We start from the raw sequence: 19590 nt of genomic DNA, 5'->3' as shown, positions 1-19590 counted from the left end.
CAGAGCCGCTTCCGCATCGTCCAGCTGCTGCGCGCGGTTCCGATCCGCTGGCGCATCCTGTCGATCGCGCTGCTCAATTCCGCCGTCGTGATCGTGCTCGCCGTGCTGATCTGGAATGGCTCCAAGGTGCTCGGCTCGGCCTGGGACGACGTCCGCCAGGTGCGCGAATCCGACAAGATCCTGGCCCGGCTCGAAAGCGAGACCTCCAGGCTGCAGAACCTGATCCACCGTTACATCAACCAGCCGAGCCCGGACCTGTTCGCCGAAATCCTGCTGCTGCGCGAGGCCGTGCTCGGCACGCTGACGAACCGCGCCTCGACCGACCCGATGCTGTCAGGCTCGGTGGAGCAGCTCGAACGCGTCACCAGCCGCTTCCTCGACGGCTTCGGCGAATTGCGCACCGTCCAGTCGGCCATCGGCAAAACCTACAACGAGCAGGTGCTTGCGCCGACCAGGGACATGGCCGGGCTCTATTCGATCATCGAGGGCGCGACAGGTCATCGCGACGCGCTGATCTGGCCCTCGCTTGGCAAGTCTCGCGAGGCATTCACCTCGCTCCTGGTCGCCGCCAACGCCTACTATTTGTCGCTCGACTCCGCGTCGGCCGACGAGGCCCGCCGCAACACCGATACGATCGAGAACACGATCCCGGTCATGACCGATCTTGCCGAGAACGACCTGCAGCGCATGGCGCTGGCACGGCTCAAGGTCAAGACCGAGGAACTGCGCGACGGCCTCACTAAGCTCAGCGAACAGCTCACCAACCGCACCGAATTGTTGCGCAACACCATCGACGCCAGCCAGGCCGACGCGATCGGCGCGATCGACGACCTCTCGGCCAAGATGCGCCAGCGCGAGCAGAAGGCGCAGGAGACATTCGACCGGACGCTGGCCGCGATCTCGCGCCGGGTGCTGTCGATCGCGGTGCTTTTTCTCGGCATCATCATGTCCGCCGGCGTCCTGATCGCGCTGTCGATCCGGCTGCCGCTGGCCCAGATCATGGCCTCGATGCGCGCCATCACGTCGGGTGACTACGACCGCCCGGTGCAGGGCACATCGGCCAAGGACGAGGTCGGTGCCATGGCACGCGCCGTCGAGGTGTTCCGGGAGAACGCGATCGCCAAGAGCAAGACCGAGGATGAGCTGCGAACCGCCAAGGAGAAGGCCGAGACCGCGCTGATCGAGCTCAACACCACGCAGCAGAACCTGATCGATGCCGAGCGCCTCGCGGCGCTGGGCGGCCTCGTCGCCGGCGTCGCCCATGAGGTCAACAATCCGATCGGCATCAGCCTGACGGTCGCCTCGAGCTTCGCCCGGCGCGCGGAAATGTTCGAGAACGACCTGAAGACCGAGCCGTTGCGCCGCTCGAAGCTCGACGAGTTCGTTCGCACCTCGCGCGACGCGTCGCAGCAGCTCGTCGCCAATCTGCAGCGCGCCGGCGAGCTGATCCAGTCCTTCAAGCAGGTCGCCGTCGACCGCTCGCATGCCGAACGGCGCCAGTTCAATCTGGGTGAAGCGACCGACCAGATCGTGTCGAGCCTGCGTCCGGTGCTGAAGAAAGCCGCCACCGCGCTATCGGTCGACGTGCCCGAGGGCCTGCTGATCGACGGCTACCCCGGCGCCTATGGGCAAATCTTAACCAATCTTTTCCTCAACGCCGTCAATCATGCCTTCGCCGACGGCCGCTCAGGCACGATCACGATCACGGCCCGGGCGCGCGGTGCCGACGATGTCGAGATCATCTTCGCCGATGACGGCGCCGGCATGACGCCGGACGTGCAGCGGCAGGCGTTCGACCCGTTCTTCACGACGCGCCGCAACGAAGGTGGTACGGGTCTCGGCCTGCATATCGTCTATAACCTGGTCACCCAGCAGCTCGGCGGACGCATGATGCTGGAGTCAAGGGTAGGACAAGGCACCACTTTTCGCATTATCATGCCCAGGATCGCCAAAGGGCAGCCCACGATCACTGACGCAGCAGCCGACGGAACCAGTCAATGGCCGAACAGGACGATGTCCTCCAACTGATCGACGATACCGAGGCTCCTCTGGAGGATTCGCCGGTACGCAAGTGGAAGATCGCCGTCATCGACGACGATCACGCGGTCCATGAGGGCACCCGCTTCGCGTTGAGCGACTACAATCTGAACGGCGCGACGCTGGAGATCGTATCGGCCTATTCCGCGGCCGAAGGCCGCACGCTGATGCGGGATAACCCCGATATCGCGGCCGTCCTGCTCGACGTCATCATGGAGACCGATGTCGCCGGCCTCGAGCTCGTTGAATATATCCGCAACGAGATCAAGAACGAGACCGTCCGCATCATCCTGCGCACCGGGCAGCCCGGCCAGGCGCCGGAACGGCGGGTCATCGTCCAGTACGACATCAACGACTACAAGGCGAAGACCGAGCTCACCGCCGACAAGCTGTTCACGTCGCTGACCGCAGCCCTGCGCAGCTACCAGCAGCTCGAGCGCATGGTGCAGACCAGGCGCGGGCTCGAGATCATCATCGACGCGGCCTCGACACTGTACGATTTCAAGTCGATGCAGCGGCTGGCCGAGGGCGTGCTGACCCAGCTCGCCTCGCTGCTCAATGTCGACTGCGCCGGCATCCTGGTGCTGCGCGACGACGCCAACGCCGCCCCCGACTTTTCGGTGCTGGCCTGCTCCGGCTGCTACAGCCGCTTCATCGGCACGACGTCCTCGAAGGCGCTCGATGCCGATTTGCGATCGATGGTGGAAGCCGCCTTCCACCGCCGCAAGAACGAGTTCGCCGACCACCGCAGCGTGCTCTATTTGCGCACTGGCAGCGGCCGCGAGGTCGTGGTGCTGCTGCAGGCCGAACGCCAATTGTCCGACACCGACCGTGCGCTGGTCGAGATTTTCTCCAGCCGATTGTCGATCGCGTTCGACAACGTGATCCTCTACCAGCAGCTCCACGAGGCCAACACCCAGCTCGAAGACCGCGTCGCGCAGCGCACCCGCGCGCTGATGCAGGCCAACCGGCGGCTGTCGGCGCAGTGGCTGCGGCTGCAGCGCGCCAACGGCTTCAAGAACGAGATCCTCGGCACCGTCGCCCATGACCTGAAGAATCCGCTGGGGGTGATCCTCGGCCGCACCGAAATGCTGACCGAGCTGATCGGCGCCGGCTCGCCCAAGGAGAACGTCACCGCGCAGGTCGAGCACATCAGGGACGCGACCAAGCGGCTGACCTCGATGGTTGACCATTTGATCTCGGACGCGATGGCCGACGCGTTCGACATCACCATCCGCCGCGAGCCGGTCGACATCGCAGGCCTCGTCAAGGAGGTCACCGACTCGAACCTGCCCTCGGCCATCAACAAGCAGCAGAGCATCTCGGTCTCGGGGCCGCAGCATTTCGTCACGATGTGCGACACCGACCGGATCCGCGAGGCGATCGACAACCTCATCAGCAACGCCATCAAATATTCGCCGATCGGCGGCAAGATCAATGTTGCGGTCAGCCACGAGGGCGAGAACACCGTGATCCGCATCGCCGACCAGGGCCCTGGCCTCAGCCCGGAGGATCTCGGGCGGCTGTTCGGCCGGTTCCAGCGGCTGTCGGCCAAGCCGACCGCGGGCGAGAGCTCAACGGGCCTCGGGCTTTCGATCGTCAAGCGCATCATCGACATGCATGGCGGCCATGTGACCGCGCAGAGCCCCGGCCCCGGACAGGGGTCGACCTTTACGGTTACATTGCCCGCAACAGAGACATCATGAGCCAGACCCCGCATATCTTCATTGTCGACGACGAGGCGCCGGCCCGCGAAATGGTCGGCGATTACCTCAAGATGCACGGCTTTGGCGTGACGCTGTGCGATGGCGGCAAGAGCCTGCGCAAGGAGATCGAGACCAGCGTGCCCGATCTCGTGGTGCTCGACCTGAACATGCCCGAGGAAGACGGGCTGTCGATCATCCGCGACCTCAAAAGCAAGATCAACGTTCCCGTCATCATGCTGACAGCTACTGCCAGCCCGATCGACCGCGTGGTCGGGCTCGAGCTCGGCGCCGACGATTATGTCGCAAAGCCCTGCGAGTTGCGCGAACTGATGGCCCGCATCCGCTCGGTGCTGCGGCGTAGCGCGCCTGCCCGGACCGCGACGCCGGAACCGGCGGGTGCAAAGGCCGAAAAGGAGCAATTGGTGCGGTTCGGCACCAAATGGCTCGATCTCGAGGCCCAGGCGCTGCGCGACGACGAGGGCAATGAGCATCCGCTGACCGCCTCCGAATTCGGCCTGCTGAAGGTGTTCGCGGCCAACCCGAAGCGGGTGCTGTCGCGCGAGCGGCTGCTGGAACTCGCCAATGCGCGCGACGCCGAAGCCTTCGACCGTGCCGTCGACCTGCGCATCATGCGCATCCGCCGCAAGATCGAGATCGACCCGACCAAGCCGGCCGTGATCCGCACCATCAGGGGCGGCGGCTATCTGTTCTCGCCGACCGGCGATAAGGCCTGAGTGTCGTCCCGGCCTTCGCCGGGACGACAAAATCGCTGTGTGGCAAGCCCAGAATCCACCCTGCAAAGGCTGTCAATCCGCGCAAAAATCCCTAAGTTTCGGCCATGCCGAAAACAGCCTCCGATGCCCCCGCCAAATCAGTTCCGAACACCGCCACGCCCGTTGCCGCCAAGGCTCTGGCAAAGGGCGACCATGTCTTCCTGGTCGATGGTTCGGGCTACATCTTCCGCGCCTATCACGCGCTGCCGCCGATGAACCGCAAGTCCGACGGGCTGCAGGTCAATGCCGTGCTCGGCTTCTGCAACATGCTGTGGAAGCTGTTGCGCGACATGCCCGCGGACAACCGGCCGACGCACCTGGCGATCATCTTCGACAAGTCGGAAATCACCTTCCGCAACAAGCTTTATCCCGACTACAAGGCGCACCGGCCGCCGGCGCCGGACGACCTGATCCCGCAATTCGGGCTGATCCGCGAGGCGGTGCGCGCATTCGATTTGCCATGTCTGGAGCAGGGCGGCTTCGAAGCCGACGATTTGATCGCGACCTATGCAAGGCAGGCCGGCGAACGCGGCGCCACCACGACGATCGTGTCATCCGACAAGGACCTGATGCAGCTCGTCACCGACAAGGTCGTGATGTACGACACCATGAAGGACCGCCGCATCGGCATCCCCGAGGTGATCGAGAAGTTCGGCGTGCCGCCGGAGAAGGTGGTCGAGGTGCAGGCGCTGGCCGGCGACTCCACCGACAATGTGCCCGGCGTGCCCGGCATCGGCATCAAGACCGCGGCGCAACTGATCATCGAATATGGCGACCTCGAACAGCTGCTGTTCCGCGCCGGCGAGATCAAGCAGCCGAAGCGGCGCGAGTCGCTGCTCGAGAATGCCGAGAAGGCGCGCATCTCACGGCAATTGGTTTTGCTCGACGACAAGGTTGCGCTCGATGTCCCGCTCGACGACCTTGCGGTGCACGAGCCCGACGCGCGCAAGCTGGTCGCGTTCCTCAAGGCGATGGAGTTCTCCACCCTCACCCGCCGCGTCGCCGAGTATTCGCAGATCGATCCCGCCAATGTCGACGCCGATACCGGCAACAAGAGCGCAGCCGTCGCGAAACCGGCAGCCGACAACCCCATCCGCTCCGGCGACCTCTTCGCAAGCCCCGCGGCGCCGGCGAAGAGCGGCAACAGGGAAGACAAATCCTTCAGCCCAAAGGGCACACCGGTCGCGCTGACCGAGGCGCGCACGGAGGCGATGCGAAAACTGCCGTTCGACCGCAGCAAATACCCTGCGATCGGCAGTCTCGACGCGCTGACGGCGTGGCTCGCCCGCATCGGCGATGTTGGCCACTTCGCGATCGAGGTGCTGAGCGACTCAATCGACCCGATGCAGGCGGAGATCTCAGGCATTGCGCTGGCGCTGGCGCCCGGCGATGCCTGCTACATCCCGCTCGGCCACAAGCAATCCGGCGGCGGCGCGGGCCTGTTCGATGCCGGGCTCGCACCCGATCAGATCAAGGCTCAAGACGCGCTCGCCGCGCTGAAGCCGCTGCTGGAATCCGCCGGCATCCTCAAGGTCGGCTTCAACGTCAAGTTTTCAGCGGTGCTGCTGGCACAGCACGGCATCACGCTCCGCAACACCGACGACGCCCAGCTGATGTCCTATGCGCTCGACGCCGGCCGCGGCTCGCATGCGCTGGAACAGCTTGCCGAGCGTTCGTTCGGTCATGCCATGGTCGCCTATGGCAGTTTGATCGGCAGCGGCAAGGGCAAGCTCACCTTCGATCAGGTCCCGATCGACAAGGCGACCGAATATTCGGCGGAGAGCGCGGACGCGACCCTGCGGTTGTGGCGCATCCTCAAGCCGCGCCTGGTCGCCGACCGCATGGCGACCGTCTATGAGACGCTGGAGCGGCCGCTGGTCTCGGTGCTGGCGCGGATGGAGCGGCGCGGCATTTCGATCGACCGCCAGGTGCTGTCGCGGCTGTCGGGCGATTTCGCCCAGACCGCGGCACGGGTCGAGGCCGAGATCCAGGAGATCGCCGGCGAGCCGGTCAATGTCGGCAGTCCCAAGCAAATTGGCGACATCCTGTTCGGCAGGATGGGGCTCTCGGGCGGCACCAAGACCAAGACCGGGGCGTGGTCGACCACCGCGCAGGTGCTCGACGACCTCGCCGAACAGGGCCACACGCTGCCCAGCAAGATCCTGGAGTGGCGGCAGGTCTCGAAGCTGAAATCGACCTATACCGACGCGCTGCCGACCTACGTCAATCCGCAGAGCCATCGCGTCCACACCACCTACGCGCTGGCTGCGACCACGACGGGCCGGCTGTCGTCGAACGAGCCGAACCTGCAGAACATTCCGGTGCGCACCGAGGACGGCAGAAAAATCCGCCGCGCGTTCATTGCGACCCCGGGTCACAAGCTGGTGTCCGCCGACTATTCCCAGATCGAATTGCGGCTGCTCGCGGAGATCGCCGACGTGCCGGTGCTGCGCGACGCGTTCCGCGACGGGCTCGACATTCACGCGATGACTGCGTCGGAAATGTTCGGCGTGCCGATCAAGGACATGCCGAGCGAGGTGCGCCGCCGCGCCAAGGCGATCAATTTCGGCATCATCTACGGCATCTCGGCATTCGGCCTCGCCAACCAGCTCGGCATCGCGCGCGAGGAAGCCTCGGCCTACATCAAGAAATATTTCGAGCGCTTCCCGGGTATCCGCGCCTACATGGACGACACCAAGGAGTTCTGCCGCAGCAACGGCTACGTCACCACGCTGTTCGGCCGGAAGATGTACTACCCCGAGATCAAGGCGTCGAACGCCTCGCACCGCGCCTTCAACGAGCGCGCCGCGATCAACGCACGGCTGCAAGGCTCGGCCGCCGACATCATCCGCCGCGCCATGATCCGGATGGAAGACGCGCTCGCCGAGAAGAAGCTCTCGGCGCAGATGCTGCTGCAGGTGCATGACGAGCTGATCTTCGAGGTGCCCGACAGCGAGGTCGCAGCGACCCTGCCGGTGGTGCAGAAGGTGATGCAGGACGCGCCGTTCCCGGCCGTCGCGCTGTCGCTGCCGCTGCAGGTCGATGCGCGCGCCGCGAATAACTGGGACGAGGCGCATTGAAAGTCACCTCGCCCCGCTTGCGGGGAGAGGTCGGAACGCATCGCCAGATGCTTTCCGGGTGAGGGGGAGCCTCCGCGAATCCAAGTCTCACCGTCATTGCGGAGAGAGCCCCTCACCCCACCCCTCTCCCCGCAAGAGCGGGGCGAGGGAGCGCACCGCCGCTGCGGTCATATTGCTCCGAGAGCAATACAAGCATCGCTCCTCGGCGGATGACACGCTAGACATGCGTATCCCTCCGCGAGTCCTTTTCATGCCCCACATCTCCGCTTTGCTTGGCTTTGCGCTGGTCTGCTTCGGCATGGTGCTGACGCCGGGACCGAACATGATGTATCTGATCTCGCGCTCGATCACGCAAGGGCCGGCGGCCGGCATCGTCTCGCTCGGCGGCGTGGCGCTCGGCTTCGTGTTCTACATGCTGTGCGCCGCGTTCGGCATCACCGCGCTGCTGTTCGCGATTCCCTACGCCTATGACGCGCTGCGCTTTGCCGGCGCCGCCTATCTGCTGTGGCTCGCATGGCAGGCGCTGAAGCCCGGCGGGCGCTCGCCGTTCCAGGTCAGGACGCTCAAGGTCGACGGCCCGCACAAACTGTTCGCGATGGGTTTTGTGACCAACCTGCTCAATCCGAAGATCGCGATGCTCTATCTCGCGCTGCTGCCGCAGTTCATCGATCCCGCAGGTGGCAGCGTGCTGACGCAGTCGCTGGCGCTCGGCTCGATCCAGATCGCGATCAGCATCAGCGTGAATGCGATGATCGCACTCGCCGCCGGCTCGATCGCGGTGTTTTTGGGAACGCGCCCGACCTGGCTCTTGGTGCAGCGCTGGCTGATGGGCACCGTGCTCACGGGCCTCGCGGTGAAGATGGCGCTCGAGGCGAGACGGGCCTAGTTAGTACCCTCTCCCCTTGTGGGAGAGGGTGGCTTCGCAAAGCGAAGCCGGGTGAGGGGTATCTCTCCGCGAATTCCTCTGCTGAGGCATACCCCTCATCCGGCGCTTCGCGCCACCTTCTCCCACAAGGGGAGAAGGGAAGACGGAGCCTTCTCAGTCGGAATCAATCCAGCTTCGCGTCCATGCCCCGCTTGGTGGCGGGGCGGGCCATCAGCGCGTCGTACCAGCGCTTGACGTTAGTGAAATCAGCCAGATCGACCTTGTGGCGCGGATGACGCCAGGCCCAGCCGAGAATGGCGAAATCGGCGACCGAGAGATCATTGGCGACATAGTCGCGACCGGCGAGCCGGCGGTCCAGCACACCATAAAGGCGGCGCGTCTCGGCCATGTAGCGCTTCAGGCCATAGGCCCGGTCCTGCTCGTTCTCCAGCGCGATGAAATGATGCACCTGGCCCGGCATCGGGCCGAAACCGCCCATCTGCCACATCAGCCACTCATAGACGGGAATCCGCTCAGTCAGCGATTTCGGCAGGAATTTGCCGGTTTTCTCGCCGAGATAGAGCAGGATCGCGCCTGACTCGAAGATGCTGACACGCTTGCCGTCAGGTCCGTCCGGATCGACGATCGCCGGGATCTTGTTGTTCGGGCTGATCTCGAGGAAGGCGGCCGCCATCTGCTCGCCCTTGCTGATATTCACCGGGATCACCGTGTAGGGCAGCCCCATTTCCTCCAGCGCCACCGAGATCTTGCGGCCGTTCGGCGTGTTCCAGGTGTGCAGCTCGATGGTCATTTCCGCTTCCCTTCCAGATATTTGGCCCTTGCTTACGGGGAACCCGGCGAAGCGACAACCCGCGCTTTCCGCAGGCGTGTCAGCCGGAAATCGCGGCGCGGGCGCTGTTGACGGCGTCATATCCACGCTGGAATGTGCCGGCCGGCGCCGATAGATTGCCGCCGCCTCGAACCCGAAGAGAAGACGCCTTGTCCAGATCAGCCTCCCGCGCCCGCCTCGCCGAGATCATCCGCAAGCGTTCGTTCGGGCGCGGCGAGATCACGCTGGCATCGGGCCGCAAGAGCGACTTCTATTTTAACCTGAAGCCGACGATGCTCGACCCCGAGGGCGCGGCCCTGCTCGCCGAGCTCACCTATGACGCGCTGAAGGACGACAATCTCGATTTCGTCGGCGGCCTGGAGATGGGCGCGGTGCCGCTGGCCGGCGCGATCGCGCAATTGTCCTGGCTGAAGGGCCACCCGATCGCAGCCTTCTTCGTGCGCAAGAAACCGAAGGAGCACGGCGCGCGGCTCGCGGTCGAAGGGCTCGCCAAGGGCGAGACGCTCGTGGGCAAGCGCATCGTGATCGTCGAGGACGTCACCACGACCGGCGGCTCGGCGCTGAAGGCGGCCGAAGCCGTGCGCGAGGCCGGCGGCGAGATCGCGCTGGTCTTCACCATGGTCGACCGCGAGGAAGGTGCAACCGAAACGTTCGCGGAAGCCGGACTGGCGTTCCGTTCGCTGTACAAGGCCAGCGAGTTCTTGAAGAGCTGAGGCTCTTTCCTCCCCCTCGCCCCGCTCTCTTGTCCGCCGAAGCCCGCCTTCGGGCGAAGGCGGATGCGGGAAAGGGTTGGGGTGAGGGGCTCTCTCCGCGAACGATGTCTGTGGTGGGACCTGTACCCCCTCACCCGGATCGCATTCCGCTTCGCTACATGCGATCCGACCTCTCCCCGCAAGCGGGGCGAGGTGAAAAGAAGTCTGGACGCGCGGCTTCTTTCCGTCGGTTCCCACCTCTAATCAATCGCTCGTTTACCATCCCGCACTATGGTGAATCGCGCCGGGGCAATCGTCGCCGCGGTGTGTTGCGTCGGGTGGAGTTCGCGTTGCGTACAGAGTTCAATGATCGGCGCGTGCGGCGTCGCGTGATGCTTGTCGCCGCAACGCTTGCGGGCTCGATGATCTGCGTCCCCGCCCCGGTCTCGGCCGAAGGGCTGTTCGACCTCTTCTTCGGCGGCGCGCAGAAACAGCAGGCACGCCAGGCCCCGCCGCAAGCCAATTTCTTCGCCGATCCGTTCGGCCTCAACCAGCAGCCTGAACGACCGTCGGCCCCGGCGCCCGCGCGCGTGGCTGGATCCGGTCCGGCATTCTGCGTGCGCAGCTGCGACGGCAAATATTTTCCGCTGACCATGCGCGGCAACGCCACGCCGGTCCAGATCTGCCAGGCGTTCTGTCCGGCGAGCCCGACCAAGATCTTCTACGGCAGCAATATCGACGGCGCCGCCTCGAACACCGGCGAGCGCTACGCCGACAGCGAAAACGCCTTCGCCTATCGCAAGGCGCTGCGCGCCGACTGCACCTGCAACGGCCGCGATCCGGCAGGCCTCGCGCCGATCGACCTCACGCTCGACACCTCGCTGCGGGCCGGCGACGTGGTCGCCACCACCGACGGTCTCGTCGCCTATACCGGCATCCGCGTCGGCAACGACCAGTCGTTCGACTTCGCGCCGGTCGCCTCCTATCCAGGCTTGACGGCCGAGATCCGCGCGCGGCTTGGCGAGATGAAGGTGGCGCCGGTCAGCGCCGAACTGGCGGGCGACGCACCGCTGCCAGAAACCAGCCGTGACGTTGCACCCGCGACCCCGGTCTCGGTGGTGCCGAAGACCACCGCGCCCAAGCCCGCCAAGCGGGCGGACGCGAATTAATTAGCGCCCGACGATCACGCCGATCACGTTCGGCGCCGCCAGATACTTGTCCTCGATATCCGCGCGTGCCGCGGCGCGGTTCTCCGGGTTGAGCAGGCCGCGCTTCTCGGCGAGGATCATCCAGCAATAGCCCCACCAGTCGGTCAGCATGCCGTGATCGTCGACGAGGTCGTAGCCATGCTCGCCTGCAAAGATCCGCGCATGGGCTTCGTCGAGCGAATCGAGCCAGGCGTGATCCTCGCCGGACAACAGCTCATCGCTGAAATCGTCCGTTGTGTAGCCCCAGATCGACATGCAGACCGCATTGAACTCGCGGTCGATCTGGTCGTCATCGATCGGCTGCCGCCGCGAGGCCTGATGCAGCCGCGACAGCGAGCGCGCGAAATCGGCGATCCGGGTGAGAGCGAACTGATCAAAGGCGATGGTGGACATATAGGCCTCGCGGAGACTGATAGACCATAGATGTTGTGTGACGACTGCGCCGAATCACAATGATATATCAAAGACTTGCTAAAGTGTTCTTAATTTGTTCCGATGTGGATAACAGCGTTAATCCAATGGCGTCGTCCTGGCGAAAGCCAGGACCCATTACCCCGACGGATCATTGTTTAGCGAGTTCGGGCCGCTCCATGAGCAGTACAGGCACCTACTACGTCTACATCCTGGCGAGCCGCCATCACGGAACGCTCTACATCGGCATCACAAACAATATTGGCGCCCGGCTTGAACTGCACCGTTCCGGGCGCGGCTCCAGGTTCGTGCAGAAGTACAAAGTCTTCCGCCTCGTTCACGTGGAGGAATTCTCCACCGCGCAGGAAGCCATCGCGCGCGAGAAGCAGTTGAAGTTCTGGAAGCGCGACTTGAAGATCAAGCTGATTGAAGCAGAGAATCCGGATTGGAATGACCGCTCGGACCTTCTTTGACAGTCGGGGTAATGGGTCCTGGCTTTCGCCAGGACGACGATGTGGATATCGCCCTGGCCAACTAAAACCAGGCCCCGCAAAAGCAATACGGGCCGCTGACGATGTCAGCGGCCCCGCCATGCTAATAAATTCGGAATGAAATTGCCCTGCCCCACGCTCGGCAGCGCTGTCGTAGCGCAGTGGTCAAGAGCTGGAAATCCGTATCACCCCGGTGTTCCCGACCGGGCGATTACCTCGCATGTTTGCGCTTTGGCAATCGAATGCCGACAAGGCTTTGGGGGAAACACAATGAGGATTGTCGCTTGGATCTTGTCTGCCGCGCTTGTCCTGAATGCGAGCGCGGCGTTCGCCTACGACGCGCAGGGCTCGGGAAAGATCTCCAGCGGAAACTGCACCTGCAAGACGCACTGCGACCAGTTCGCCAAGTCGGGCCAGCTTGCCGGCCCGGCGCTCGCGCAATGCAAGGCGGATTGCGAGCAAAAATACGCCGGCTGCAACAAGGGTTCGGCGCGCTGAGGCCGCACAACCGTGCTTCGGCGCAGGTCAGTTCGCCGACAGCAATTTGTCGCCGCACGCGTTCGCGTAGAACTTGCCGCCGCATTGCCGCTTGATGGCGGCGCAGCGGGCGGCAGGGGTGGCGTTCGGCGCAGCGCTGAAGCTGCAGCTCAGGCCGTCGGCGCTGCGGCCCAATTTATCTGCTGCGTACGCCGCGCTGCTGGCGGTGATGCAGATCACGAGCAATGCTGCGGCTGCGATCTCGATCGCTGCTGCGATCTCGATCAACAGTCTCATCACGCATCCTCCGCTAAATTGTCGCAAAATCTCGGCTTTCGGAGCCGAGTGTAGCACCGGCGATGGCAAGGCCGAATGCCCTAAACCGGCCCGGTCCTTGCATAAAAATACGCCAGCGCTGTGCACGGCAACGTTTCAGACGGTTTCGATTGCAGTGCAACGCGGGTATGGTTGTGTAGAGTTTGAATGGCGGGGATTGGCGCGTTGCAGGAAAAAGTAAACTACCCGGCACTGAACCAGCCGGTCGACGAGCTGGCGCTGGGCGAAATCAAGAGCGCGATCCTGGCCAAACTCCGGCTTGCGATCGGCAAGGACGCCGGCATGGCGACCCGGCGCGACTGGTACAAGGCGGCTGCGCTGGCGCTGCGCGACCGTATCGTGCATCGCTGGCTGACCGCCGAGAAGCGGAGCTACGACGCCGGCTCCAAGCGCGTCTATTATCTCTCGCTCGAATTCCTGATCGGCCGCCTGTTCACCGACGCGCTGAACAATATGGGATTGCTGCCGGTGTTCGAGGCCGCCCTCGGCGATCTCGGCGTCGACCTCGCCGATTTGCGCAAATGCGAGCCCGACGCGGCGCTCGGCAATGGCGGCCTCGGGCGCCTCGCCGCCTGCTTCATGGAAAGCATGGCAACGCTTGCGATCCCCGCGATCGGCTACGGCATCCGCTACGATTTCGGCCTGTTCCGCCAGATCATGAACCAGGGCTGGCAGCAGGAATATCCCGACGAATGGCTCGCATTCGGCAACCCCTGGGAATTCCAGCGGCCCGAGGTGGTCTACAACATCCATTTCGGCGGTCATGTCGACCATGTCGACGACCGCGGCCGCGATCGCGCCACCTGGCAGCCGACGGAAACCGTCGAAGCGATGGCCTACGACACACCGATCGTCGGCTGGCGCGGCCAGCACGTCAACGCGCTACGTTTGTGGTCGGCGCATGCGCCGGATCCGCTCCGGCTCGACGTCTTCAACTCTGGCGACTACGTCTCGGCCAGCGCCGAGCAGGCGCGCGCCGAAGCGATCTGCAAATTCCTCTATCCGAACGACGAGAGTGCGGCGGGCCGCGAGCTGCGGCTGCGCCAGGAATATTTCTTCGTCTCGGCCTCGCTGCAGGACCTGATCAACCGGCATCTGTCCGCCGACGGCCAGTTGCGCAGCCTGGCGCAGAAGGCGGCCGTGCAGCTCAACGATACCCATCCGAGCCTCGCGGTCACCGAGCTGATGCGCATCCTGGTCGACCTGCACAATTTCCGCTGGGACGAGGCCTGGAAGATCACGGTCGCGACGCTGTCCTACACCAACCATACGCTGCTGCCGGAGGCGCTGGAGACCTGGCCGGTCGAATTGTTCGAGCGGCTGCTGCCGCGGCATCTCGAGATCATCTACCGGATCAACGTGCAGCATCTCGCGCTCGCCGAGGAACGCTGCCCCGGCGACATCGAGTATCGCGCCTCGGTGTCGCTGATCGACGAACGGAGTGGTCGCCGCGTGCGGATGGGCCAGCTCGCCTTCGTCGGCTCGCACCGCATCAACGGCGTCTCGGCGATGCATTCCGACCTGATGAAGGAGACCGTGTTCCACGACCTCCATCATCTCTATCCCCAGCGCATCACCAACAAGACCAACGGCATCACCTTCCGCCGCTGGCTAATGCTGGCCAATCCGAGGCTGACCGCGCTGTTGCGCGAGACCTGCAGCGAGGCCGTGCTCGACGACTTTTCGCTGCTGGAACGGCTCGAGACCCACAGCAGCGATATTGGATTTCAGCAGCGCTTCCGCGACGTCAAGCACCACAACAAGCTGGCGCTGGCGCGGCTGATCGGCGAACGCAACAACATCAAGGTCGATCCGTCGGCGCTGTTCGACGTACAGATCAAGCGCATCCATGAATACAAGCGGCAGCTGCTCAACATCCTCGAGACGATCGCGCTCTACCACGCGATGAAGGATGATCCGCAGGCCAACTGGGTGCCGCGGGTGAAGATTTTCGCGGGCAAAGCGGCGGCAAGCTACCGTTATGCAAAACTGATCATCAAGCTGATCAACGACGTCGGCGAGGTCGTGAACAACGACCCGGCGCTCGCCGGCAAGCTGAAAGTCGTCTTCCTCGCCGACTACAATGTCAGCCTCGCCGAGGTGATCATCCCGGCCGCCGACCTTTCCGAGCAGATCTCCACCGCCGGCATGGAGGCCTCCGGCACCGGCAACATGAAGCTCGCGCTCAACGGTGCGCTGACGATCGGCACGCTCGACGGCGCCAACATCGAGATCCGCGACAATGTCGGCGAGGAAAACATCGCGATCTTTGGCCTGGAGGCCGGCGACGTCATGGTCCGCCGCAAGCAGGGACTGGATGCCAGCGACGCGATCCGCAACTCGCCGCGGCTGGAGCGCGCGATCCGCGCCATCGAGAGCGGTGAGTTCTCGCCCGGCGATCCCGCCCGCTTCGCCACGATCGGGCATGCGCTGCGTTATCTCGACCACTACATGGTCTCGGCCGACTTCGAGTCCTACTACGGGGCGCAGCGTGGCATCGACGCGCGCTGGCAGGTGATCCCGGCCTGGACCCGCGCCTCGATCCTCAACGTGGCGCGGATGCCGTGGTTCTCCTCCGACCGTACCATCCGCGAATATGCCGAGGATGTCTGGCACGTGCCGGTGCATCCGAGCGCGCCGCCGGTGCTCAGCACCCAGCGCGAGGCGAAGGGGTAACAAGCGGTCATCCCGGGGCACGGAAATCGATTACGTCTGACGTCATTGAATTCGGCGTGGTTGCCCGCGATATTGCTTGTTGAGCGTCATTGCGAGCGCAGCGAAGCAATCCATCGCCTCACATATGCGGACCGATGGATTGCTTCGTCGCTTCGCTCCTCGCAATGACGGCGGCACGAATTGCATTTGAGGATTTGATGCTCACCAAGACCCCGCATTTGTTCGACGAAGCCACCGCGATCACGGCCGGCGACAGCCGCTGGCAGGGGCGGACCAGCCCGGATTACTGGGCCTTTGTCGGCCCGTTCGGCGGCTGCACCGCCGCGACGATCCTGCGCGCCTTGATGCAGCATCCGCAACGCGCCGGCGATCCGCTGGCGCTGACCGTCAATTATTGCGCGCCGATCGCCGAGGGCACCTTCGATCTCGATCTCCGTTTGGTGAAGGCCAACCGGTCGAGCCAGCACTGGTCGGTCGAGATGACGCAGGGCCGCGGCGAGGTCGCGACACTGGCGACGGCCGTGTTCGCGGAACGTCGCCCGTCATGGTCGCACCAGCCGGCCAGCTTTCCCGGCGCGACGCCGTTCGAGCAGACCCTGCCCTATCCAAAACTCGCGATGACCTGGGCCAACCAATACGACTTCCGTTTCATCGAGGGTGACCCGAAGCTTGGCAGCGGCGCGGCGAAGGCCCCGTTGAGCGCCTATTCGAAGATGTGGATTGCCGACCGCGTGCCGCGCAAGGTCGACGCGCTGTCGCTGATGTCGATGTCCGACGCCTTCTTCGGCCGCGTGTTCCATGCGCGTCGCGAACTGGTGCCGTTCGGCACGGTCTCGCTGACGACCTATTTCCACGTCGACGCGGCCGACCTGGAGGCGGAGGACACCACGCGCTTGCTTGCCGTCGCCGACGCCCGGATTTTCCACAAGAGTTACGGCGACCAGCATGGCGAATTGTGGTCGCCGGCCGGCCGCCTGCTCGCCACCACGACGCAAATCGCCTATTTCAAGGCCTGAGCGGGAAAGCGTAGGGTAGGCAACGGCGCAGTCGCGCCGTCTTCACTCCCTACGAGGCCGTGACATATGTCCGAAGCCCTACCAAACTCCCAGCGCATCGCGCTGCTTGGCGTTCCCATCGAGATTGGCGCATCGCAGGCCGGCCCGCTGATGGGACCGGACGCGTTGCGCACCGCGGGGATCGCGCGGCTCCTTGAGCAGCTGGGTTTTCACGTTGACGACCACGGCAACCTTGCGATCCCGGCCGTCGTCGCCGATGGCCCAGTGCCGGCAAACACGAGATTCTACGATGAGGTGAAAACCTGGATCCGCGCGCTCTCCGAACGCGCCTACTGGCTGGCGCATACCGGCGCGATTCCAATTTTCATGGGTGGTGATCACTCATTGTCGATGGGGTCGATCAATGGCGTCGCACGCTACTGGCAGGAGAAGGGCCGGCCGCTGTTCGCGCTGTGGGTTGACGCGCATGCCGACTACAACACGCCGGCCACCACCCTCACCGGCAACATGCACGGCATGTCGGCGGCTTTCCTGTGCGGCGAAGACGGGTTCGACGACCTGCTCGGCGGGCTGCCGCGCACCTCCATCCCGCCCGACCAGCTCGATGTGATCGGCGCGCGCTCGATCGATCCGCTGGAGCGCAAATTGCTGCGGCAGCGCAACGTCTCGATATCGGACATGCGCCAGATCGACGAGTTCGGTGTCGCCGTGCTGATCCGCCGCGTGATCGACCGCGTCAAGGCGAAGAACGGTGTGCTGCATGTCTCGTTCGACGTCGACTTCCTCGATCCTTCGGTGGCGCCCGGTGTCGGCACCACGGTGCCTGGCGGTGCGACTTATCGGGAAGCCCATCTCATTATGGAGCTGCTGCACGATTCCGGGCTGGTGCGCTCGCTCGATATCGTCGAGCTCAATCCCTTCCTCGATGAACGCGGCCGCACCGCGCGGGTTGCGGTCGAACTGATCGGCAGCCTGTTCGGCCTGCAGATCACCGACCGCCAGACGCCGAGCAACGCGGTGCTGCCGGAGATGGGGGAGTAGTTCAGCTGTCATTCCGGGGCGACGCCAACGGGTCCGCGCAAAGCGCGGCCCGATGACAGGCTCCGCGTCGAGCCCGGAATCCATTCAACCTCAAAGGCTGCGGCCCGATGGATTCCGGGCTCTCGCTTACGCGAGCCCCGGAATGACGATCAGGCCTACTCCGCCGCGAGCTTCACTTCCGGTGCGGCGGCGCGGACGTCGGCGTCGACTTGGGCTTCGAACTTGGCAAAGTTCTTCTGGAACATGCCGACCAGCGCACGCGCGGTCTTGTCGAACTCGGCCTTGTCGGCCCAGGTCTTGATCGGGTCGAGGATATGCGGCTCGACGCCCGGCAGCGAGGTCGGCACCGCGAAGCCGAAATACTTGTCGGTGCGGAAATCGGCGTTGCGCAAGCTACCGTTCAGCGCGGCGGTGAGCAGCGCGCGTGTCACCTTGATCGGCATGCGGCGGCCGGTGCCGTATTTGCCGCCGGTCCAGCCGGTGTTGACCAGCCAGCAATCGACATTGTGCTTGGCGATCAGCTCGCGCAGCAGATTGCCATAGACCGACGGATCGCGCGGCAGGAATGGCGAGCCGAAGCAGGTCGAGAATTCCGGCTGCGGCTCGTTGCCCAAGCCGCGCTCGGTGCCTGCGACCTTCGCGGTGTAGCCGGACAGGAAGTGATACATCGCCTGCGCCGGCGTCAGCTTGGCGATCGGCGGCATCACGCCAAACGCGTCGGCGGCCAGCATCACCACGTTCTTCGGATGCGGCGCGCAGCCGGTGCGCGAGGCGTTCGGAATGAAATCCAGCGGATAGGCCGAGCGGGTGTTCTCGGTCTTGGAGCCGTCGTCGAAATCGGGCGCGCGGGTGTTGGCGTCGAGCACGACGTTTTCCAGCACGGCGCCGAAGCGCTTGCTGGCGGCATAGATTTCCGGTTCGGCTTCGCCTGACAGCTTGATGCATTTGGCGTAGCAGCCGCCTTCGAAATTGAAGACGCCGTCCTCGCTCCAGCCATGCTCGTCATCGCCGATCAGCGTGCGCTTGGGATCGGCCGAGAGCGTGGTCTTGCCGGTGCCGGAGAGGCCGAAGAAGATCGCGGTGTCACCGTCGGGGCCGACATTGGCCGAGCAGTGCATCGGCATCACGCCCTTCTCGGGCAAATAGAAGTTCAGCGTGGTGAACACGCTCTTCTTCATCTCGCCGGCATAATAGGAACCACCGATCAGGACGATCTTGCGGGCGAAATCGATGGCGACGACGTTCTCCGACTTGCAGCCATGGCGTTTCGGATCGGCGCGGAAGCTCGGCAGGTCGATGATGGTGAGTTCCGGCACGAAGCTCGCGAGTTCCGACGCTTCGGGACGAATCAGCAGCGTGCGGATGAACAGCGAATGCCAGGCCAACTCGGTGAAGACGCGGGTCTTGATGCGGTGGGTCGGATCGGCGCCGCCGTAGAGATCCTGCGCGAACAGCGTCATGCCTTCGGCATGGTTGATGAAGTCGGCATAGAGCGTGGCGAACTGCTCCGAGGTGATCGACTGGTTGCCGGCCCACCACATCGACTTGTCGGTGAGGCCGTCGCGAACCGTGAACTTGTCTTTCGGGCTGCGGCCGGTGAATTCACCGGTATCGGCGCAAAGCGCGCCATCGGCCGACAGCACCGCTTCGCCTGATCGCAGCGAATGCTCGTAGAGCTGCGGCGCACCGTAGTTCCAGTGCACGCCCTTGAGATTTTTTAAGCCGAATTTATCGGCACCGAAGGCACCGTTATGCACGCCCGTCTCTTGCACGAAGAACCTCCTCGAACCCGCGTATCCTTGTTCGCGCGAATGTCGCTAAACGCGCCCCGACGCGGTGACCGCCTGTGAAATATAGCCTTCCGGCCTCGGTCCGGCGACCTAATAGTGGGGATCGCCGGGCTTGCCAAGCTACTCGACCGGGTTTTGGTT

General features: G+C 64.3%; 16 protein-coding genes. 12 read left to right on the top strand and 4 right to left on the bottom strand.

Features of this window, described 5'->3' with window-relative positions; all coding sequences use genetic code 11:
- Positions 1-42 precede the first annotated feature (42 nt).
- The 5 genes from UP09_RS25490 (at position 43) to UP09_RS25470 (ending at position 8482) form a co-directional block, all read left to right on the top strand.
- A complete protein-coding gene (locus UP09_RS25490; protein WP_502689083.1) occupies positions 43-2028 on the top strand; it encodes a sensor histidine kinase in 1986 nt (661 codons plus the stop codon).
- Positions 1998-3743: an ATP-binding response regulator gene (locus UP09_RS25485; protein ID WP_044541031.1), complete on the top strand. Its 1746-nt coding sequence runs from the start codon at positions 1998-2000 to the stop codon at positions 3741-3743. Before UP09_RS25490 ends, UP09_RS25485 begins: the two co-directional genes overlap by 31 nt.
- Entirely contained in the window at positions 3740-4477 is a 738-nt protein-coding gene (locus UP09_RS25480) for a response regulator (protein ID WP_044541030.1), read from the top strand. The genes UP09_RS25485 and UP09_RS25480 overlap by 4 nt, the downstream gene beginning before the upstream one ends.
- Before the next feature lie 104 nt (positions 4478-4581).
- Positions 4582-7596, top strand: a complete 3015-nt coding sequence (gene polA / locus UP09_RS25475; RefSeq protein ID WP_044541029.1) for a DNA polymerase I — start codon at positions 4582-4584, stop codon at positions 7594-7596.
- Positions 7597-7846: 250 nt separating this feature from the next.
- Positions 7847-8482 carry a LysE family translocator gene (locus UP09_RS25470; protein ID WP_044541028.1) on the top strand — a complete coding sequence of 212 codons (636 nt, stop codon included), beginning with the start codon at positions 7847-7849 and terminating at the stop codon, positions 8480-8482.
- A gap of 163 nt (positions 8483-8645) precedes the next feature.
- Here UP09_RS25470 and UP09_RS25465 read toward each other — a convergent pair whose 3' ends face one another.
- On the bottom strand, positions 8646-9272 hold the full coding sequence (locus UP09_RS25465) for a glutathione S-transferase family protein (RefSeq protein ID WP_044541027.1): 627 nt from the start codon (positions 9270-9272) through the stop codon (positions 8646-8648).
- Between the two features lie 188 nt (positions 9273-9460).
- On the opposite strand from UP09_RS25465, the gene pyrE reads away from it, so the two are divergent.
- A complete protein-coding gene (gene pyrE / locus UP09_RS25460; protein ID WP_044541026.1) occupies positions 9461-10024 on the top strand; it encodes an orotate phosphoribosyltransferase in 564 nt (187 codons plus the stop codon).
- Between the two features lie 371 nt (positions 10025-10395).
- Positions 10396-11172 (top strand): DUF2865 domain-containing protein, encoded by a 777-nt coding sequence (locus tag UP09_RS25455; RefSeq protein WP_197082742.1) that lies wholly within the window; start codon positions 10396-10398, stop codon positions 11170-11172.
- Here UP09_RS25455 and UP09_RS25450 read toward each other — a convergent pair whose 3' ends face one another.
- The gene (locus UP09_RS25450) at positions 11173-11604 is read right to left on the bottom strand and encodes a hypothetical protein (protein WP_044541025.1); all 432 of its coding nucleotides are present in this window, start codon (positions 11602-11604) and stop codon (positions 11173-11175) included. It lies immediately after the preceding gene.
- 197 nt (positions 11605-11801) lie between these two features.
- Between UP09_RS25450 and UP09_RS25445 the strand changes: the two genes are divergently transcribed.
- Together UP09_RS25445 and UP09_RS25440 are read left to right on the top strand one after the other, a co-directional pair.
- The gene (locus UP09_RS25445; RefSeq protein ID WP_044541024.1) at positions 11802-12095 is read left to right on the top strand and encodes a GIY-YIG nuclease family protein; all 294 of its coding nucleotides are present in this window, start codon (positions 11802-11804) and stop codon (positions 12093-12095) included.
- A 288-nt stretch (positions 12096-12383) separates the two neighbouring features.
- A complete protein-coding gene (locus tag UP09_RS25440) occupies positions 12384-12611 on the top strand; it encodes a hypothetical protein (protein ID WP_044541023.1) in 228 nt (75 codons plus the stop codon).
- A 27-nt stretch (positions 12612-12638) separates the two neighbouring features.
- Here the strand turns inward: UP09_RS25440 and UP09_RS25435 are convergent, their stop codons facing one another.
- A complete protein-coding gene (locus UP09_RS25435; RefSeq protein ID WP_044541022.1) occupies positions 12639-12887 on the bottom strand; it encodes a hypothetical protein in 249 nt (82 codons plus the stop codon).
- Positions 12888-13073: 186 nt separating this feature from the next.
- Between UP09_RS25435 and UP09_RS25430 the strand changes: the two genes are divergently transcribed.
- From UP09_RS25430 to rocF, 3 genes are all read left to right on the top strand, one after another.
- Positions 13074-15602, top strand: coding sequence for a glycogen/starch/alpha-glucan phosphorylase (locus tag UP09_RS25430; protein ID WP_197082736.1), 2529 nt, complete (start codon positions 13074-13076; stop codon positions 15600-15602).
- Between the two features lie 197 nt (positions 15603-15799).
- On the top strand, positions 15800-16618 hold the full coding sequence (locus UP09_RS25425) for an acyl-CoA thioesterase (protein ID WP_044541219.1): 819 nt from the start codon (positions 15800-15802) through the stop codon (positions 16616-16618).
- Between the two features lie 66 nt (positions 16619-16684).
- Positions 16685-17659, top strand: coding sequence for an arginase (gene rocF / locus UP09_RS25420; protein WP_044541021.1), 975 nt, complete (start codon positions 16685-16687; stop codon positions 17657-17659).
- Positions 17660-17814: 155 nt separating this feature from the next.
- On the opposite strand, the gene UP09_RS25415 is transcribed toward rocF, so the two are convergent.
- Entirely contained in the window at positions 17815-19431 is a 1617-nt protein-coding gene (locus UP09_RS25415) for a phosphoenolpyruvate carboxykinase (RefSeq protein ID WP_044541020.1), read from the bottom strand.
- Between the last annotated feature and the right edge of the window lie 159 nt (positions 19432-19590).

This window comes from Bradyrhizobium sp. LTSP885 (assembly GCF_000938305.1).
Lineage (GTDB): Bacteria > Pseudomonadota > Alphaproteobacteria > Rhizobiales > Xanthobacteraceae > Bradyrhizobium.
Note: the sequence above shows the minus strand (reverse complement) of the source record. Positions and strands in the feature narration are given on the sequence as shown.

Excerpts from the sequence above, each read along its gene's own strand:
- UP09_RS25485 (WP_044541031.1), top strand. The coding sequence starts at position 1,998 with ATGGCCGAACAGGACGATGTCCTCCAACTGATCGACGATACCGAGGCT.
- UP09_RS25480 (WP_044541030.1), top strand. The coding sequence starts at position 3,740 with ATGAGCCAGACCCCGCATATCTTCATTGTCGACGACGAGGCGCCGGCC.
- polA (WP_044541029.1), top strand. The coding sequence starts at position 4,582 with ATGCCGAAAACAGCCTCCGATGCCCCCGCCAAATCAGTTCCGAACACC.
- UP09_RS25470 (WP_044541028.1), top strand. The coding sequence starts at position 7,847 with ATGCCCCACATCTCCGCTTTGCTTGGCTTTGCGCTGGTCTGCTTCGGC.
- UP09_RS25465 (WP_044541027.1), bottom strand. The coding sequence starts at position 9,272 with ATGACCATCGAGCTGCACACCTGGAACACGCCGAACGGCCGCAAGATC.
- UP09_RS25455 (WP_197082742.1), top strand. The coding sequence starts at position 10,396 with ATGCTTGTCGCCGCAACGCTTGCGGGCTCGATGATCTGCGTCCCCGCC.
- UP09_RS25450 (WP_044541025.1), bottom strand. The coding sequence starts at position 11,604 with ATGTCCACCATCGCCTTTGATCAGTTCGCTCTCACCCGGATCGCCGAT.
- UP09_RS25445 (WP_044541024.1), top strand. The coding sequence starts at position 11,802 with ATGAGCAGTACAGGCACCTACTACGTCTACATCCTGGCGAGCCGCCAT.
- UP09_RS25440 (WP_044541023.1), top strand. The coding sequence starts at position 12,384 with ATGAGGATTGTCGCTTGGATCTTGTCTGCCGCGCTTGTCCTGAATGCG.
- UP09_RS25435 (WP_044541022.1), bottom strand. The coding sequence starts at position 12,887 with ATGAGACTGTTGATCGAGATCGCAGCAGCGATCGAGATCGCAGCCGCA.
- UP09_RS25430 (WP_197082736.1), top strand. The coding sequence starts at position 13,074 with ATGGCGGGGATTGGCGCGTTGCAGGAAAAAGTAAACTACCCGGCACTG.
- UP09_RS25425 (WP_044541219.1), top strand. The coding sequence starts at position 15,800 with ATGCTCACCAAGACCCCGCATTTGTTCGACGAAGCCACCGCGATCACG.
- rocF (WP_044541021.1), top strand. The coding sequence starts at position 16,685 with ATGTCCGAAGCCCTACCAAACTCCCAGCGCATCGCGCTGCTTGGCGTT.